The organism is Acetobacterium sp. K1/6 (assembly GCF_034438075.1).
GTDB lineage: Bacteria > Bacillota > Clostridia > Eubacteriales > Eubacteriaceae > Acetobacterium > Acetobacterium carbinolicum.
Map to the genome: position 1 here is coordinate 22826 of NZ_JAXQGA010000017.1, position 19413 is coordinate 42238.

Consider the following 19413-nt stretch of genomic DNA (forward strand, 5'->3'; position numbering starts at 1 on the left):
TAATACTATAAATTAGTTGGCTGCATCTGTCAATATTGACTGCCCTAACTATTGCAGGAGTGCCTAGAATCTCGTTTTAATTCTTGATTATGGCTCTAAAAATCTTTCTACTGCGTCCGAAATTTACTGCTTCTCATATGGCACAACAAAGGTGAAACGGGTATACTTACCGAGCTCCGAGTCGATTGCTATTTCGCCACCGATCGCGCTGATTTCGGCATTGACTGCGGCCAGACCCACACCTCTGCCGGAATACAAATCGACGGTATTTTTGGTTGAAAAGTCGTCCAGAAAAATCGTTGCCAGTCTTTGTTCCCGGGTGAGTGTTGCAAACTCTTCAGCTGAATAAATTTGCTTTTCCAGTGCTTTTTTCTGGATAATCTCCAGATCAATGCCCTTGCCGTCATCCGCCAGGGAGATTAAAAAGTGGTCGCCTTCATTTTTAAGCTCACAGGTAATTTCTCCGCATTCCGGTTTTCCCGCGCCCTCGCGCTCATCCGGGTCTTCAATGCCATGGTCAGCCATATTACGAAACACATGAACCAGCGATTTCATAAAAGAAGCATAGCGATCTCTGTCAATAAACACATCATCCCCACTAATGATGATATCATCAATCTCTTTGCCAAAACGGTCTGCCAGCGTCTTTACATAATCATTATAATCCCTAATCAGGTCTTTTACATTAATGAAGAAAAGACTGTGAAATAGCTTAAGAATCTCAGTTTGCTCTTCTTTTAGGAACACCGTCGCAATTTTATTTTCGATTTCGGCAACCCGCTGCCGACTGACCGTCACGCGATCTTCATTTTCAAAATACTGGGCTCCCAGCGCCTCAGTAATAATTTCGCTATCTTTTTCTAACAGTTGATCACAGTCAATCTGCTCAATGAATTTCCGAATTTCATCGTTAGTAATGGTTTTTATCCGGTTTTGCATCTCACTTAAAGCGTCTTCCAACCGATGTAAACCTTGGGAGGTGTGAAAAAGGCCATTCAGAGCAAAATCACCCTTCATGGTATGAACAATCCGAAAGACATACTGCAAAATTAATTGGGGGCTCTGCTTGTTATCCAATAGCGGCAAGACATCTTTTTTTATAAAGCTCTGCAATTCCTCGATGGACTGAGTAATTTCGCTTTTACTGCTGATGGCCCGGACAATCAGCTTAATATTATTTTTTTCTTCTATCGTTTTTAGCTCCAGGGCTTTTTTTTGCGTCACATCCGTCAGAATCATCATAATTGATTTCCCCGTCTCGTGGGGAATAATTTTATACTCCGTGTGAATATACCGCTCATGAATTTTTAATTCCGGCGGTAGGATCGACAGGTAAACCTTATTTTGTGTTGCATCACCACTGAGAAAGACATTTTCAAAAACATTTTGCATCATCCTGATACCGTCGGTGTCAACATAACGTTTAAGCACTTCTAAAAAAGGTTGCCGACCGATTGAAACGCCAAAAATACTATCACATTCCCGGCTGTATTCTTCAGAAATAAGCAGGTCATTGCCAAAGAAAAGAAACCCTTGTCCGGCATGATCCAAAAGATTCTTGATGGCGGCATTTTTTTGCTCAATCTCAATGCGATGCCGTTTCTCGGTTTCATGGGTTTGCTTTAAGATCCGCTGCTGAGCACTTAAAAGTTTGATTTCCCGTTCCTTGGTTTTAGACATTTCAATTAGAAACTCTCTGATATTAACAACCCCGGCATAATTTTTATTATCGAGAATCACGATAAAATCATAAATACTGTCCTGGTTTCTGCTCATAGCAATAAAACCAAGCTTAGCCATATCACAGCTTTTATCCACACAGGTCAGATCTGATTTCATCAGTAGGGTCACATCGCGGTCCATATACAAGGCATAGCCAAATTGACTGCCTATTTTCTGGTAGAAATCGTTCCGCATCAAAATACCGATTGGTTGTTCGTCATTGACAATAACAACGCCTTCCGCTTCTTTGTTTTGTTCAAAGTAATGATGAATCGTGTTTCCCCTCTCCATCGCCGAAAAGGTTGGAACCGCCTGCGCCAGTTTAGCAATCGTTTCAATCATTAGATCTCTCGTCCTTCCAAAATCAAGCTAAAAATTAAGCTAATGCTTCTGCTATCGTCGTGATCACCTGATCATTGGCAAAAGGTTTGGTAATATAATTTTTAGCACCGGCATTAAGGGCCTCCAGAATCGTACTGCCTTTACCGAGGGCGGTAATCATCACGACTTTAGCCGCCGGATTAACTTTGATAATATTTTTTAAAACGGTAATGCCATCGACATCCGGCATGGTAATGTCCATCGTGACCAGATCAGGGGATAGGTCTTGATATTTTTTAAGACCCACCGCGCCATCACCGGCTTCCCCAATAATTTCGTGATTTGCTGTTTCCAATATTTTTCTGAGTTTTTTTCGGGATACTGCTGAGTCATCCACAATCAATATTTTAGCCATAAGAAACGCCTCCTCTTACTTATTTTAAAATCCTAGGGTGTTACTAACAGTTTTTTAGAACAAAATTTGGGCTGGTAGCCGCATACAGAAAATCGATTTTTCCAAAGCTTAAATAACAGGGAATCACGTACAGTGCTCCTGTTGGTTTTACCTCACCAGCTTTTTTTACTTCTGTGACCAGCAGATCCAGCTCAATCCCTCGATGGGCCAGTTGAGATAAGAATAACCCATTATGACAGTTCATAAATTCGCCCAACGCATCGATCGCCAGTTCGTTCATCCCACTAATCTCTTCTTCTGCATAAATACCAGCAAACTGTGCCAGCACTGTTTCCGAAGCTGCAAAACCGCTAAAGAAATTATACTCGCCTTCAGTTCCCTGAGTAACCAGATAATCATAGGCATAGGAATCCACGGTAACTGCGGCTTCCATCCGGATTTCATCATCGATAAAGCGGACAATATTTCTAAGGAAAAGTTCAAAATAGTCACGAAGTATTCGATCATCATCCCCTGATAAATTTTTTAGAAATATTTCTGCAATTTTCGTGATGTCATTGTTTTTAAGCACCTGGATCTCATCGCCAGTCAGCTTAGAATCTGCTTTGTATTGAAGCATCGCGTCTTCATATTGCCCCAGGGAAAAGATGCCCTTCTCAATAAGAAGCTGTCCCAATAAACTATTTGATTTTTTTTGGGCGTTTAGCAGTTCGACCACCTGATTTTCAATAAGGTACCCTTCCTCAATGGCTAATTCGCCAAATCTTTTATCCTTTGCTGCCTGAAGCTTATGGATTTTATCAACTTGCTCTGCATTCATATAACCAGCATCAATCGCCAGAACACCTAATTTCACCTTGACTGATTGCTGTTGTGCTAAAACCATTCTGAGTTCTTCTGGTTTGATTAAATTTTTCTCCAGAAGATAATTGCCAAAATACTGATTAAACATAAAAATTCCTTTCAATAACGATTTAAATAGTATCAACAGTCTGCGTACTAAAACAAAGAGTCGCTCATTAATAAGCAACTCTCCGACTGTGAATAAAGAATAACCCGCTTCTGACCATAATATTTCGATTGTACAGGGGGGCAATCAGAATATTATCAATCAGAGAGTGTTTATCGATCATTCTAAATTATTTATTCATCTTAGATTGTACCCGGATCATAACCCTCTTTAAAAGGCATTCCCGGTAATTTTTGAGTTAAGAATTGGTTAAATTTGTGTTAAGTGCCCTTTTCTCCAAATTTTAACCCTTTTTTAACCTTTTTAACAATTACCCAGGCTCATTGATGTGTTATGCTGTGTAACGATATGATCAAACCTTTAAAAATTAGAGCAGACCGCTCTTTAAATAGTTAAACCGATTAAAGGAGAAAGTGATGATGAAAAGACGAAGTATAAGTGTGGCCGTGGCTTTTATTTTAGGTGTTAGCTTATTATCCGGCTGTACCCAGAGTGCTGGTGCCGAGAAAGTGGATCTAAACAGCTTAAGTCTGGACGAAATTGTGACCGCTGCCAAGACCGAAGGCCGGGTCGATTCCGTCGGCATGCCCGATACCTGGGCCAACTGGGGTGAAACCTGGTCAGAGTTGAAAACGACTTACGGGCTGGAGCATTCCGATACGGATATGTCCTCGGCGGAAGAGCTGGCCGTTTTTGAATCCGAAAAAAATAATGCCACCAAAGATATCGGTGATGTTGGTCAATCCTTTGGTCCCGTTGCCGAAGAAAAAGGGCTCACGCAGGCCTATAAAACCAGCTATTGGGACAGTATTCCTGATTGGGCCAAGGATGATGACGGCGACTGGATTATTGGTTATTACGGCACCATTGCCTTTATTACCAATACCGCCCTGGTTCCAAACCCGCCGAAATCTTTTGCTGATCTTATGACTGGGGATTATGTTGTCGCCGTCGGGGACGTCACCAAAGCCTCCCAGGCCCAAAACGCCGTGCTGGCCGCAGCGATTGCCAATGGCGGATCTGAGAGCAATATTAAGCCCGGACTGGATTTCTTTAAAAAGCTGGCTGAACAGGGTCGACTGGACAAGGGCGAGTTGTCTTTATCCCGCCTCGAAAAAGGTGAGGTGGCCGTGGCTATTTTATGGGATTATAACGCCCTGGGTTACCGGGAGCAGTTTTTAACCAACAATCCCAATGCCGCCTTTGCGTTAAATGTCCCGGTTGACGGTTCGATTCAAAGTGGCTATGCTACCGTGATTAACGCCTATTCCAAGCGTCCTCATGCGGCGGCGTTGGCCAGAGAATATATTTTAAGCGACGAGGGCCAGATTAACCTGGCTAAAGGTTTTGCCAAACCGATCCGCAGCGACGTTGTTCTGCCGCAGGAAGTCGCCGCTAAAATGATTCCCGACGAACAGTATGTCAAGGCCAGAATGGTAAAAGACCGGGAAGCCTGGACTGCCACAACCGAAACCATTGGCACCCTCTGGCAGGAAGATGTCATGGCTTATGCCAAATAAAATAGCTTAAGCTTCCGAAATGGTATTGAATATCGTTTTAATATCATATTTAAAATTGTATTACAGCAAATTAAAATCGCCCTGAATACACGACCGTGTATTCAGGGCTTATAACGAGGGGAACGATGGGGAAAACAGTCTTTATCTTAGTGGATGGTTGCGGATTTGATCTGGCAACCGAAAATTTTGGATTTATGGAACATCTGGTGGAATCCGGGCGATGTGCCAAATATAAGGTCATGGGCGAGCTGCCCTCCAGCTCCCGGCCGATTTATGAGACCCTGTTTACCGGCCTTCCGGTTTGTGAACACGGGATTGTTAACAATCTGGTGGTACGCCACTCCCAAAAGGAGAACCTGTTTCGTTTGTGCCATCAAAATAACCTAGTAACCGCCGCTGCCGCCTATCATTGGATCAGTGAGCTTTATGTTAAAGCACCCTTTAACCCCTTAACCGATCGCCTGCAAATGGAAGGCGATGGCATTGACCATGGCATCTACTATTTTGATGACAGCTATCCCGATTCCCATGTTTTTTCAGATGGCGAGTTTCTAAGAACGCGCTTTGCGCCAGATTTTTTATTTGTTCACTCCATGAACATTGATGATGCCGGACATCATCGGGTTCTGGACCCGCAACGCTATCAACAAAAAGCCATGGAGATGAACGTGATCCTATCGAGCTTTATTTCAATCTGGATGGAAGCTGGCTATGCCATCGTTCTGAGTGCCGATCATGGTATGAATCGGTATGGTTTTCATGGCGGAAACACCATCGATCAGCGAACAGTCCCTTTATATATTTGTTCGCCCACTGTCAAAACAGGATTTTTTACCGATGAACCCATCTCACAACAGTTAATCGCGCCTTTACTGTGCAAACTGCTGATGATTAATGAAGGTCGCGAGATGCAGGATTTAAGGAGTCAGAAAATTGAATTTCTTGAGTCGTAAAAAAATCGACACCTACCTTTTAGCCTTGATTCCCTTTGTGCTGCTGACTCTGTTCTTTGAAATAATCCCCCTGGTCATGACGATTTTTCGTTCCTTTATGGTCGAAGGGGGCACAGGTATTACCCTGGATCACTACGTTGCCATTTTCACCAAGCCCCTTTATCAGCAGGCCATTGTCAACAGTCTGATCATCTCGATCGCTTCGGCTTGCGTGGGGATTGTGATTGGTTTCTTTGGAGCCAAGGCTGGAAACAGCACCGATTCCAAAACCAAAACCTGGTTTATGACGATTCTTAATATGACCTCAAATTTTGCCGGGGTGCCACTGGCTTTTTCCTACATGATTATGTTTGGCTCTACCGGCGTATTTGTCATCATCGGTTCAAAACTGGGGATTGATGCCCTGGCTCATTTTGATCTCTATACGGTAACGGGACTAGCTTTTATCTATATTTATTTTCAGATCCCGCTGGCGACCCTGTTACTGTTTCCGGCCTTTGAGGGAATCCGCAAGGAATGGATTGATTCGGTAAAACTGCTGGGTGGATCGATGTGGGAATTCTGGAAATCTGTGGGAATCCCGGTGCTGACACCAGCGATTCTGGGAACCATGAGTGTTCTTTTTGCCAATGCTCTGGCTGCCTATGCAACGGCTTATGCCCTGCTGCAGAATAATTTCTCGTTACTGCCAATCCGAATTACCGAGCAGTTTGTGGGCGATATTGTCCAACGACCGGCCTTCGGGTCAGCCCTTGCAGTCGTCATGATGCTCTTGATGGTACTCGCAGTGCTGCTCCAGAATTACATGGTAAAAAAACAGGGAGGCCGAAATCAATGACTGAAAAACCAAACAGTAAGCCGATTATCCTGTTGATTTGTTTTTATCTGATCTTACTAATTTTGATGACCTTTATCTATTCCATTTGTATGGAATGGCGGGATATTCTCCCCCATGGCCTGACCTTCCGGTATTATATTGAAATTTTTACCGATATGGAGTTTCTGATCGCCATTGTTCGCACCATTATTATTTCGGTGGTACCGGTAGTAATTTGTACGGTTACTGTACTCCTGGCGATGTATGTTATTTTACTTTATTTACCGGGGCTTGATAAATACATGCAGATTCTCACCATGATCCCTTATTCTATTCAGGGAGTCATCTTATCGATTGGGGTCTTGTCACTCTATGCCAATGCACCGATGCCGCTGTCTAATCGTTTTGTGATGCTGACCGGAACCTATTGTATTATCATTTTGCCTTATATTTATCGGGGTATCAAGAATTGCATGACAACTATCAATGCCAAGAATTTAATCGAGTCGGCCCAGATTCTTGGTGCCAGCAAAGCCTATGCCTTTATTTCGATTATCATCCCGAATATTTTATCCGGCATTAAGGTGTCGCTGATGTTATCCATGGCGATTATTTTTGGCGATTTTGTGGTGGTTAATATTATTGGCGGAAACTATTATCAGACGGTTCAAATCTATCTCTACCGCGCCCTATTCCGATCCGGTCAATTGAGTAGTGCCATCATCGTTGTCCTGTTTCTCATCACCATGGCCTTGTCAGCCGGTGTATATGCCTATAAAAAGCCACATCATGACCAGGAGGAAATTTAAATGGCAACCATTGAATTAAAAAACATCAATCACTTTTATGGCAAAAATCACGTTTTAAAAAATCTTGATCTGGTCATTGAAGCCGGGAGTTTTGTGACCCTGCTCGGACCTTCCGGGTGCGGCAAAAGCACCTTACTGCGGGTGCTTTCTGGTCTGGAAACCATTTCGGATGGCCAGATTATTTTAGGTGGCCAGGACATCACCCATAAAGACCCCAAGGATCGGGATATCGGGATGATTTTTCAGCAATACAGTCTGTTTCCCAATATGACTGTTCTGGAGAACATCCGTTATGGACTCAAGCTTAAAAAAATGAAGCCGGAAATCATTGATGAAAAAGCTCGCAATGCCATCCAGATGGTGGAACTTACAGGAAAGGAGCACCACTATCCGGCTCAGCTTTCCGGCGGCCAGCAACAACGGGTTGCCATTGCCCGGTCCATCGTAACCAAACCCAAGGTGCTGTTACTGGATGAACCCCTAAGCGCCATTGATGCCAAACTGAGGCGTTCACTACAAGCCCGGATTAGAGAAATTCATAACGAAATGAAGATCACCTCCGTTTTTGTGACCCATGACCAAAATGAAGCGATGATTATGTCGGATGTCATTCACCTGTTTAACAATGGCAAAATTGAGCAATCCGGAAAACCCTTTGACATCTATACGGCACCAAGCACCTATTTTGCAGCAGAGTTTATGGGTAATTACAATATTATTCCCGGCCAGGTCTTTTCAACTATTTCCGGCGAAGATTATCCTGATGGACAAAAAATCGCCATCCGTCCGGAAACAGTGGAAATCTCGTCCGAGCCCCATGCGTTTCGAAACGAAGCCTATCAGTTCACGGGCATCATTAAAGAGCACACCTTAAGGGGTAACATTTTAAGCTATACGATCAAGGCTAATGGGCTCACCCTAAAGGCGGATGTTTTGTTTCGCAGCTTTAAGTTATTTGATGATCACACGACGGTTAATCTACTGATTGAAAAGCGTAATTGTCTTAAGATTTGAGCGGATTTGAGATTATTAAATAAGCCCTATATGAACCCCAATAATAAAGTTGAGACCGCAAGAAAACCAGGTCCTGTATAGATTTCTCCAATAACAACACATACTACGGCCGCGAATGGCAATTCCGACCGCATTAATGTGAGAATACCTTTTTTTTAATTTATCATCCGGCCCCTCATATTTACGCGTTTTAGTTATCAAATAGATACCAATAGACAATTTGTGCCAATTGCTCCTCATATTCTCTTTTGTCGACATCTTCCGGTAGTTTAGCCATTAATTCGGAGGTGCCCTGAACCAGAAAATAAGCCATTTGAGACATCACCAGAGGATTGGCGGTGCGCTTTATGACATGGGGACTATCTTTACAGAAGTCATAAATTCCGGTTATTATTTTGTCATAGAACGCGCCGATAATTTTGTTTAATTCAGGATTTGCCAGGAGAATACTGTCAAAGTCCTGAAACATAACCTGATTTTCAAACGCATGATCCATGCCATTATGAACGTATTTTATAATCGCCGCTTTGGCATGATCCGGCTTCTCATTGAGATTTTGTGTCAGTTCGCATAAATCCGCAACATTTCTTTCCAGATGGATGATCATAATCTCCTGAAAAATGCTTAATTTATCCGGAAAATAATTATAAAAGCTGCCGGTTGCAACCCCGGCCTCCTTGGCAATTTCTTTGGTATTGGTATGATAATAACCCTTCACATTAAACAAGTGTTTTGCCGCTTTTAATATTTTTTGTCGATTTAAAATGGTTCGCTCCTGGATTTTCTTTTCTTTCTCCATTTTCCTACCCCTGCCTTCTCTATAAACATCCTCTAACTCTTCTTAAGGATAGTCTGAAAGTGATTATTTTGCAAGATCTTGTTAAAAATGAACTATCGTTCATTTTTTTTATTGACAATCGATTTATGATAACCTATACTGATTATAAAAGTGAACTATATTTCATTTTTAGGAGGTTGATATGAAAGCAGAAAAATTATTCAATAAAAATTTCGTTATTATTGGCATCGGACAATTCATCAGCATGTTTGGCAATGCCATGCAGCGCTTCGCCTTTTCACTTTACATTCTTGATCTTACCGGCTCGGCCGCGGTGTTTTCCCTGATTATTTCGCTATCCATTTTACCGGCCATTTTCCTGGCACCGATTGGCGGTGCGATTGCCGACCGGATGAGTAAAAAACGGATGATGGTCGTCCTCGATTTTTGTTGCACCATTATCATTGCTTTTTTTGCTGCTTTCATTTATGGCAATGACCAGCAAATCCTCTGGATCGGGATTCTCATCTTTGTTTTGTCGATTATTAACAGTGTTTATGAGCCCACTGTCCGGGCCAGCATCCCCAGCGTCATTGCCCCTGAACATTATAATGCTGGAAACAGTATGATCAGTCAGATCAGTGCTCTAACGATGTTACTCGGTCCCATCTCAGCGGGATTCTTGTATGGGATCTTGGGGCTTAAGGTTATTCTGATAATTAATATGATCAGTTTTTTTGTTTCTGGTGTAATGGAATTGTTCTTAACCATCCCTTTTAAAAAAAGCAAAATGAACGCCTCGCCACTTGTGACTTATGCCAAAGATATTAAAGCAACGCTTAAATTCTTATCTCAGGATAAACCCTTTGTTTTATACATCTTGTTTATGGCAGCCGGAATCAATCTTTTTATGACCCCACTTTATACGGTGGGTGTGCCCTATGTCGAAAAGATTATTCTGGGGGTATCCGATCAACTCTACGGCATCTCTGAAGGCCTACTGGGAATGGGGATGATTATCGGAGCTATCTTTTCGACAGTTGTTGCTAAATATAATCCTTTTGAAAAGCTGCATCGGCTCTTTATCCTTATGGGCATTGGTATTCTGGGGATGGGTTTGAGTTTAACCCCCTGGCTACTTGGTAGCACTCCACCGCATCTGACCGCTTATATCCTCTTTACCCTGTTCGGATTTATACTGATGTTTTTTGTTGCCAATGTCAACATCCAGGCGCTGACCTTTATTCAGCTGCAGGTCCCCCAAAATTTAATGGGTAAAACCATGGCCCTGACCACCGCTCTATCCACGGCTTTTATGCCCATTGGACAAATTATTTTTGGCCAGCTCTATGATAAATTGAGTTCTGGTTTAATTGGAATTTATCTGATCATCACCGCTTTGACCTTTGGTGTCGCAAAAATCCTCCAGTACATGAATGCCTGTCGCTTGGAGATCGAACACGCTTAAGCAATTTAATCGTGAATGTGCTTATACCTATAAAGACGCAAAAACGTAGTCTAAAGATATTAACGCCATACCGCCGATGCCAGTCTCATATTTACTCTGCTGCACGATATCACGCAACTTTTTTAGCGATATCAATGAGCACCCCCAGCACTCCTTTTTTTCTCACCAGAAAAATCATCGGCAGAATAATCATCAATGCTCCAAAGACGACAATCAGCGGGGAAAAACCAGTTTCTACCATAAATTTGGTAACGTCATCCCCTTGTGGTACTTCTGTAAATATACTGCAAATGGGCACCAGAATCCAAGCAAATACAGAAGCAATACTGATCAGCGAAAACATGAAATAGAATTGATGATAGAGCATTCCCTTCTGGGTTCGTCGATAAAAAAACAACAGCAAAAAACAAACGATAATCGGGAATAATGCTCCTGCCGCATGAAACAAGGCAAATTGAAAGCGGTTAAACACACCGCCTTCATAAGCCATACTAGCACTCAGAATGCTAAATTTTGTGATTTTTGCTCCACATGCCAATGCTACCAGACAATGTCCTGCTTCATGCAAAGTGATATAAGTTACGACTGCAATCACCGTGGCTAGTATTGTTGATAAGACATACTTTGTTTTGATATTCATTTCCAATTCTCCTGACTTTGACATTCAGTCTCAATACCCAAGTCAATTTTTTTGACCTGTGGGCATAATTATTTGAAATATAATCTGTTATTAATTTTGGGGGGATTACCATTTTAAGCAGTCTGGCCATTTTTCAGTTTCCACAAAGGTATCCACCAGTACATTCGCATTTTTAATGATCGTCTGGTCAAATTCCAGATAATTTAACAAGGCAATGGCATTTTTTGTTTGCGCCGGGCCAGCGTGTAGTTGATAATCAAAAAGAATGGTTTCATCGGTGATGGTCTCCTGAAAATGATAATTATTATAGGTTTTCGATAGAATATTGGTGAGTTCGATGTCATGGGTAGCAATCAGACACAGACAATTTTTCTGGTCAAGATAATTAAGGATTGCTGATGAGGCTGCAATCCGTTCAATGGTATTCGTGCCTTTTAGTATTTCATCAATAAAACAAAGGCAGGGATGATGGCTCACCTGATCAAGGGTCCGCTTCAGCGATTTGATTTCCGCCATAAAGTAACTGTCGCCAGTCAATATATCGTCTCGCACGGCCATGGACGTAATCGGCAGACAATGGCAAAGAGAAAAACTGCTAGCCGTACAGGTGTAAATGGTTTGAGCAAAGATACTGTTAATGGCCAAGGCCTTAACAAAGGTCGATTTTCCCGACGCGTTAGACCCGGTGATTAAACTGTTTTGACTAAGGTCAAAATCATTGGGGACCGGTGATTCTAACAGTGGATGATATAAATCAGTGGCGACAACGTTAAACGACTCTGAGAAGGATGGGGTCACAGTACCCGACAAACTTTTGCGAAAAGAAGCCAAAGCGATGGATATATCCAATTCGCCGATATTTTGATAAATGCGGTGAAAGGCTTCTTTATTTTTGGTCACCAATGCAATGGCTTTGTTATAAGTCCTGAAATCATAGAGTGTCATAATCTTAAAATATTCCAGCAATATATCAAGATCAGAACCCGCTCCCATCATGATTCCCGAGAGTTTGCCAGCGAGAAATTTGAAGGGTTCATTATCTTCCCGGATTTGTTCGAGAATCTCTTTTAGTCCATCGCTTGTTTGATACGCCAATAAGCGATTGCAACATCTGAGTATGGCCGATAAATACTGAATGACCAATAAGTTTTTTGCAATTTCCTTTTTAAAATAATAATAAACGCCACCGTTGGTTATGAGCGAAATAATTAGGCCTACCAGTCCAATCATTGGATTGATCAGACAAACCCCAGCGCAGAAAAATGGAATAACCGTTAGAATCGTATAAACTGACGGATTTTTTAATGCTTTTAGCTGACTTTCAAAAATCAATGCCGAAACGTCATTGTAGTTTGATCGGCCCAATTTAGAAAGAATGATTTGAATTTCCAGCCGTTCTTTGGGATTGTCCTCAAAAAAAGCAATTATCTTCTCTCTCGCCTTAAGCGGTTTATCATCCCATCTTGGCTCATGAAGCGTTGCATACAGCACCTCATCACCAACGGAGGACAAGCAGGTGTTCAACCGTTTAAAGACATCGTCCATGTCCAGATCACTCCAGGTTAATTCGTCAATGGCTACATCAATGGTTTCATATTTGCGCTTTCTATCCCAATAATTGGATACACTTCCCCAGATATCCGGATCAAAACTGCTTGGCGCCTTTCCAAAGGCATTTATTAAGTGTTTCCTTAAATTTTTTTCGGCTTTTCTTTTACTAATTAGACTAACAACGAAAATCGCTATGATGCCAATAGCGATAAAAAACAATATCTCCATTTCGACTCCTCACGTTCTGGCCTTTCTGTAATAATATCCGGTGACTGTCAGAAAAGCCTGCGTTTACTATAACGCTTCATTTATTCAATGTCAAATGCGTCTTTATTTTTCGACCAGACCGGAAGGCCGCTATTGCTTTATAAAGACAATTACTTATTTAGATGCAATTTTAAGTGCTTCATTTTTGCTTTTAGCAAAATAAAAGCATAACAAACCCCAAACTATCCTTGAAAAATAATATTTATTGGCTATAATATTAAATATGGTTAAAATATAATCCTAAATTTACAGAATGTGAGAAAAAATGAATAATCCGAAAAATGCTTCAAACGATAGCACCTCTAAACAAAAATATCTGGGTGATCGAGGCCTGCTGGTTTTCCTGGTTTTCTTGAGCGCTTTTGCGCCGCTGTCAACTGACCTTTATTTGCCAGCCCTACCCACCATGACCACCTATTTTAATGTGCCTGGCTACCTGACCAACCTGACCCTGATCCTATTTTTTATTTTCTTTAGTGTGGGGATGTTAATTTGGGGACCGCTCAGTGATAAGTTCGGCCGCCGACCGGTGTTACTGGTGGGCGTTACCGGCTATGCCATCGCTGGCCTACTCTGTGCCGTTTCAGGCAACATTTATCAGCTTATTTTTTTCCGGGTCTTACAAGCCATTGGCGGCAGTTCGGCCAGTGCGGTGGCCACAGCCATTGTTAAAGATGTCTACCTGGAAAGAAAACGGGAAAAAACACTGGCCATCGTTCAGTCGATGGTTATCATTGTTCCGGCTGTTGCTCCCGTGATCGGGGCGCTGCTATTGACCCTTACCTCCTGGCGGGGAATCTTTATCATTCAGGGCCTACTTGGTATCATCATTCTTCTGGGTTCAATCGCCTTTCAGGAAACCATTGAAAAACGGGGTTCTGGAAGCATTCTACGTACCCTGGGGCGACTGGGGGTGGTGCTTAAAAATCCGGCCTTTACGTCCCTGCTTTTTATCTTTTCCTTATCTAGCATTTCAGGGTTGGCCTTTATCTCATCGTCCTCCTACATTTATCAAAATGATTTTGGCGTTAGCAGCCAGATTTACAGTTACTTTTTTGCCTTTAACGCCCTGGCCATGATGTTAGGTCCACTAATTTATATCAAACTGTCCAACCACTTCAAACGCTTTTCGATTATTAATCTTTGTTTTGGTATCACCATTTTAAGCGGTCTGGCTATTCTTCTGTTTGGGCAAAGCAATCCCTTTATCTTTGCCCTGGCATTATTTCCGGCAACCCTGGCCAGCAGTTGCGCCCGGCCGCCCAGTGCCTATCTGATGCTCGATCAGCAAACCGAAGATGCCGGTTCAGCCTCTTCACTGATGGGGTCTTTTGCCACCATTATGGGAAGCCTGGGGATGATTATTATTTCCTTTAACATGGACAACCTGATCCTCATCATCGGATCACTTAACATCATCTTGGGGCTGCTTTCGGGCGGACTATGGCTGGTAGTCACAAAAACGCCGCTACTTAGCAAAATCAGAGAAGCCTGATTTATTTCTTTATCGCTTTTACGTCACCTGAAAAAACCCTTATCCGACACTATTGTGGATAAGGGTTTTTCCTATGCTTTTTTATGCGCATTCAAAATTTCTTGTTGTAATTCCGGATTGATTGCTGAAATCTCAAACTCCGGTTGGCCCAGATAAAAGCCCTGAGCGTAATCAACGCCCATTACAATGACAGTAGCCAGGTCCATTGCGTCTTCAATCCCTTCTGCAATCACCTTAACTCCTTTTTTACGACAAAAATCAACCAGATTAGCAACCAGATTTTGTTTGTCAACATTACAATGAATACCCTGAATCATCTCCATGTCGATTTTTATGATATCCGGTAAGAGCGATAAAATCCGAATTTCGTTAGAATAACCGCTACCAAAATCATCCAGTGCAATCTGCATGCCACTATTTTTGATATGAGCAACCTTTTTTAATAAACTTTCAGGACTGCGACCATCTTCTTCCGTCATTTCGATTACCACATTTTTAAAGTGGTGACTATAACGGGATGTGATTTTTTCATTCGCCTCGTTGCTCAGTACCTGACTGGGAATACTATTAATAAATATTTTACACGCTCCAAATTCCTGAGCATGAGCTTCAATTGTTTCAAATGCCATCACAATAAGCATCCGTTCCAGCTGTGCTGATTTTGACTGGGCGGCAGCAACGGCCAGAATTTCAGCAGGATTTTTAAAATTATCCAGCAATGGCCGCATTAAAAATTCATATCCTAAAATTTCGCCGGATTTCAAATCAATAATCGGCTGAAAGGCAAAGCGAATCAGTTGTTCATCCAATAGTCGATTGATCGCCTCGCGATTTTCCAGCAGATAGGACATCTTTTGATAATATTCCCGATTAAATTCAAACAAGCGCCCTTTTTCCTTGTGTTTTGCCTCATACATCGCAAAATCTGATAGTTTTAACAAATCCATCACGTCAGTTGCGTCCTGAGGATACCAGGCAACCCCCGCTGAAAAACGGATCTGGTTGTCACTGCCATCCGATGTGGTTAGACAGAATTGCTTGCCATAATTATAGAGATTTTTTAGAATCTTTCGAACTTCCTCCTGATTGCCGCAATTATGCAAATAAATGGCAAACTCATCTCCTGAAATCCGGGAAACAATGCCGTTATATTGTTCGAAATACCGGAAGATTTCACTGGCCCGAATAATCAACCGATCCCCTACATCATGACCAAAATTATCATTAATGTATTTAAGATTATCCAAATCGATGAAAATCATGGCCCCGATTTCATCTGGCTTTTCTTTGATTATTCGACTGGTCTCCCGTTTCAAAGCAGTATTACTAAACAAGCCCGTGAGCGCATCATAATCCAACTCATTGGTTAAACGCCGTTTTTCTTCGATATCTTCTGTCACATCCTGGATCACACCAACCACACCGTTGGGTGATTTAGCCTCTAAAATACGAAGCCAAAGCTGTTTCTTGGTGTAGTCATCATAATACGCATAAATGTTTTCCTGATCTTCCACCGGTTGCTGAGTCAGTTTCTGATAGTATTTACTCCAGTCGGCCTGGGAAATTTGACTGCCGGGGTCCACATGCAGCAGCCAGTATAAAAAGTCCGTGAAAATTACCTGGTTGTTACTATCTAGAACTTCGTAACCACCAATTGGCAATAAACTGAGTTCTAAGATTTTAGAGGTAGTTTTAGAAACATTCTTTAGTCTTTGATTTAGCAATTGAACGGCCGAGGTCAGATCATCCACTTCAAGCATTCCGGTTGGTTTGAAATAAATTTCGTCGTAAGGCGACAACTCCCGAACATATTTTGATAACCGTGAGATTTTGCGGGTGAAAAAGTAGACCAGTACAAAAACCGCCGTGAATGCCAGCAAGGTGGTGAGCAAAATACTATAAATCAACTTCTCCTGTACCGTTATTGAATTTTCTCGTAATACTTCGCTGGGCACAAAACAGGCTAAGCTCCAGTTTTGATCAGCAAAAGGAGAGTTGTCGCTATAAACCTTCAATTCCCGAATTGAACAAACCATCGGTCCCAACTCGTTTAACATAATTTCAAAGGTTCCTTCATTTTTTAGTGGCTTTAATTTCAGCTGCTCGCCACTTTTTAAATAAGTTTCTGCCAATACCCCGCCGGGAATAAACCAGTCAAGATTCAAGACTTTATCCTCTAATCCCGCGATAACATAGAAGCTGTTAGGATAAAGAAGGTCCGAATCCGGCAGATACTGTTGAGAAAAATAAGGCATATCAATTTCGATCCCAACCACCCCATAGCCGTTCCCATTTTCGTCTAAAATAGGAAGGGTATAACTAACCACTTGTTGACTGTCGTTTAGCAGATCCCGGGGCGTTGACCAATAGCCATAGCGTTCCATTTCAGCATTTTTAAACTGGCTACTGGCCCAGATTGGCTTTTCATAAAAATCAAATGCGCCATTATACTCATCTGATCGCATCTCCAGATCCCAACGGATGCTGGTTGCCATAGTATAGTGTTTGGAAACCGCAATCGGTCCAATTTCAAGCAAATAGTTTGACATCCTACCGCTATCCGGGGTGGGATTGCGAATATAAACCGCCGAATGAGCAGAAGGATCCTCTTTGTTTGAATTGGATCCGTTTAAAACAAAAAATGCACCCGTTACCCGATTCTCTTTTAAGATTGAAACCAATGTCTCGCTGGCCAGCATAGCCGCCTCATGATACGAATCATCATCAAGATACAAGCGCTCTGGTGAACGCTCCTGTTCTTGCGATAATAAAGTTAGTTCTGAACTCAATTGTTCGGTCTCGTCAGCCATATTTGCAATTGTCTGACCAACCGATGAATTAAATGTTTCCATCCGGGTTTTTGTCGTATTACTTAGCAAACGGACCGCTTCCGCATCCAGCATGGAAAACACCTGGGATACCCATAGGGCCAATAATAAGGCAACGCTTTGAAAGATCACAATCAAAGCCAGTAAAATATTCAACTGTCTACGGAGAGTCCAGGTTTTTTTCATATACTTTTCCTTATCAGATGATTTTTATGGCTTAAATTTCAGTATAGGATATCCCCAGTTCATCAAGTTGGCTACGAATAGTTGAAAGCCATTCTTCGAACTGGGCATTTAGATCCAATTGCGCTAATATTTCGTCCTCTGACAACCCCTGTGCCTTTAATGTAGCGGCATTCTGACGTCCGGATTCGCCCATGGCCTCCAGCGATTTTTCCAGAATGGTTCGCACCTCATAGCTTCCATTAAAAGGTAATGAGGCATAGGTATCCCTTTCCATAATCTGATTTAGGGCAATGTCATAAACTGCAGCAATATTTTTTTGGGCGGCCCCGCCTGCCCGCATATTTCCCAGCGATGCCTTAAAATCCGCATTTTCGTAAGCAGCCGTTTGTACCGGTAAGTAGCCAGTAGTCATGGCAAACTCAATATTCCGGGCTTCAGAGGTGAACCATTTCAGAAAAACAGCTGCGCCTTCCTGTTTTTCCGGCGTTGAATTTGCAATACTCATCCCTGCCCCCTGCTGTATCGCATCTGGATTTCCCCCTTCAAAGACCGGATAAGACAGGGCCAGAAAGTCAATTGGGGCCTGGGTATTATCTTTTTCGATCCAAGTTGGAAAATAAGCCGCGCCCGACGATGAACCCACGTAGGCTACCAGATCGCCGGCTTTAATGTCGTCTGAGCGAAATTTACCGACGGCGTTAAAATACCCTAAGCTCATTGCGCCATAATAAGTATCAAAGACTTTTTTCATCACTTCCCGATTCAAAACCATCTGCTGATTTTCTCCATCAATGACTTCTACCCCCAATTGCTTATTGCCGATAATTACATAATTAGCAACCGAATCAATGCCAACCATGCTTTTCCCATCCCAGATGGTTTCTGGCGTCAGGTTATCCGTCCATTTGTAATAGTCCCGGGATGCCTCATAAACCCCTTCCCAGGTATTTAGCTTATTTGCATCTCCTCCACCTTCCAAGACAAATTTGTTCCAGGCCGTTTCGTTGACATAAAGCAGCTCGGTACTTTTTACAATCGGAAGAACTAAGAGCTGATCGCCATCGAACAAGCCATCATTTAAAAATTCTTCCACGTACAGGGCCTTCTCCTCTTCTGATAAGTAAACGTTTAGATCGCATAGCTTTCCGAGTGCATTAATTTCTAACGCCTTGTCCGGATAACAAGAAAACAATTCCGGCATGGCTTCGGCATTAATAACCCCTTTCGCTGAATCAGTAACGGCTTTTTCCAGCTCAGCAATACTACCTTTAGCCACGGTATTAATTACCACCCCTTTTTCGGAGCCCACGCTTTTGTTAAAGGTGTCCGCAGCTGTTTCCAGGGCGATCTTATTATCTCCGACATAATAGTGCCATAGGGTAATGGATACCGGATTCTTGGGATCCAAGGCGGTTTTTGTTCCTGTTGAACAGGCCGTCAGTAGCATTAACAGCCCCATTGCCAGACAAACCAGTTTAATCATTCTTTTCATTTTCTCACTCCATTCCTTTAATCTAAACACATGCTTAATAATTATCAGCTGACGATTGATCGTTCAACTTGTTTTTTGATTGGATGATTCCTCTGTATTTTAACAGAGGTTCAGCTGAAAGAAAAGATAATAAAACAATACCTCCTTCCATCAATCGTATTTCTGCT

General features: G+C 42.3%; 15 protein-coding genes. 7 read left to right on the forward strand and 8 right to left on the reverse strand.

Features of this window, described 5'->3' with window-relative positions; genetic code table 11:
- Positions 1–123 precede the first annotated feature (123 nt).
- From U2P91_RS13745 to U2P91_RS13755, 3 genes are read right to left on the reverse strand one after another with little or no spacing between them, the layout of a single operon-like run.
- Positions 124–2064 (reverse strand): ATP-binding protein, encoded by a 1941-nt coding sequence (locus tag U2P91_RS13745; RefSeq protein WP_322519814.1) that lies wholly within the window; start codon positions 2062–2064, stop codon positions 124–126.
- A gap of 34 nt (positions 2065–2098) precedes the next feature.
- Entirely contained in the window at positions 2099–2458 is a 360-nt protein-coding gene (locus U2P91_RS13750) for a response regulator (RefSeq protein WP_111888673.1), read from the reverse strand.
- Positions 2459–2501: 43 nt separating this feature from the next.
- Positions 2502–3410, reverse strand: coding sequence for a hypothetical protein (locus tag U2P91_RS13755; protein WP_111888672.1), 909 nt, complete (start codon positions 3408–3410; stop codon positions 2502–2504).
- 434 nt (positions 3411–3844) lie between these two features.
- Between U2P91_RS13755 and U2P91_RS13760 the strand changes: the two genes are divergently transcribed.
- From U2P91_RS13760 to U2P91_RS13780, 5 genes are all read left to right on the forward strand, one after another.
- Positions 3845–4948, forward strand: a complete 1104-nt coding sequence (locus U2P91_RS13760; RefSeq protein WP_371414172.1) for an ABC transporter substrate-binding protein — start codon at positions 3845–3847, stop codon at positions 4946–4948.
- Between the two features lie 125 nt (positions 4949–5073).
- Positions 5074–5901 (forward strand): alkaline phosphatase family protein, encoded by an 828-nt coding sequence (locus U2P91_RS13765; protein WP_111888671.1) that lies wholly within the window; start codon positions 5074–5076, stop codon positions 5899–5901.
- Positions 5882–6739 (forward strand): ABC transporter permease, encoded by an 858-nt coding sequence (locus U2P91_RS13770; RefSeq protein WP_242988507.1) that lies wholly within the window; start codon positions 5882–5884, stop codon positions 6737–6739. Before U2P91_RS13765 ends, U2P91_RS13770 begins: the two co-directional genes overlap by 20 nt.
- Entirely contained in the window at positions 6736–7527 is a 792-nt protein-coding gene (locus U2P91_RS13775) for an ABC transporter permease (protein ID WP_322519815.1), read from the forward strand. The genes U2P91_RS13770 and U2P91_RS13775 overlap by 4 nt, the downstream gene beginning before the upstream one ends.
- Positions 7528–8541 (forward strand): ABC transporter ATP-binding protein, encoded by a 1014-nt coding sequence (locus U2P91_RS13780; protein ID WP_111888669.1) that lies wholly within the window; start codon positions 7528–7530, stop codon positions 8539–8541.
- Positions 8542–8731: 190 nt separating this feature from the next.
- Here the strand turns inward: U2P91_RS13780 and U2P91_RS13785 are convergent, their stop codons facing one another.
- A complete protein-coding gene (locus U2P91_RS13785) occupies positions 8732–9340 on the reverse strand; it encodes a TetR/AcrR family transcriptional regulator (protein ID WP_111888668.1) in 609 nt (202 codons plus the stop codon).
- 181 nt (positions 9341–9521) lie between these two features.
- Here U2P91_RS13785 and U2P91_RS13790 point away from each other — a divergent pair, with 181 nt between their 5' ends.
- Entirely contained in the window at positions 9522–10787 is a 1266-nt protein-coding gene (locus U2P91_RS13790) for an MFS transporter (protein WP_111888667.1), read from the forward strand.
- A gap of 109 nt (positions 10788–10896) precedes the next feature.
- On the opposite strand, the gene U2P91_RS13795 is transcribed toward U2P91_RS13790, so the two are convergent.
- The gene (locus tag U2P91_RS13795) at positions 10897–11427 is read right to left on the reverse strand and encodes a hypothetical protein (RefSeq protein ID WP_111888666.1); all 531 of its coding nucleotides are present in this window, start codon (positions 11425–11427) and stop codon (positions 10897–10899) included.
- A 105-nt stretch (positions 11428–11532) separates the two neighbouring features.
- A complete protein-coding gene (locus tag U2P91_RS13800) occupies positions 11533–13206 on the reverse strand; it encodes a MutS-related protein (protein WP_111888665.1) in 1674 nt (557 codons plus the stop codon).
- A gap of 304 nt (positions 13207–13510) precedes the next feature.
- On the opposite strand from U2P91_RS13800, the gene U2P91_RS13805 reads away from it, so the two are divergent.
- Positions 13511–14740 (forward strand): multidrug effflux MFS transporter, encoded by a 1230-nt coding sequence (locus U2P91_RS13805; RefSeq protein ID WP_111888664.1) that lies wholly within the window; start codon positions 13511–13513, stop codon positions 14738–14740.
- A gap of 71 nt (positions 14741–14811) precedes the next feature.
- Here U2P91_RS13805 and U2P91_RS13810 read toward each other — a convergent pair whose 3' ends face one another.
- Positions 14812–17754 (reverse strand): bifunctional diguanylate cyclase/phosphodiesterase, encoded by a 2943-nt coding sequence (locus U2P91_RS13810; protein ID WP_111888663.1) that lies wholly within the window; start codon positions 17752–17754, stop codon positions 14812–14814.
- A gap of 31 nt (positions 17755–17785) precedes the next feature.
- Positions 17786–19246: an extracellular solute-binding protein gene (locus U2P91_RS13815; RefSeq protein WP_111888662.1), complete on the reverse strand. Its 1461-nt coding sequence runs from the start codon at positions 19244–19246 to the stop codon at positions 17786–17788.
- Positions 19247–19413: the final 167 nt, after the last annotated feature.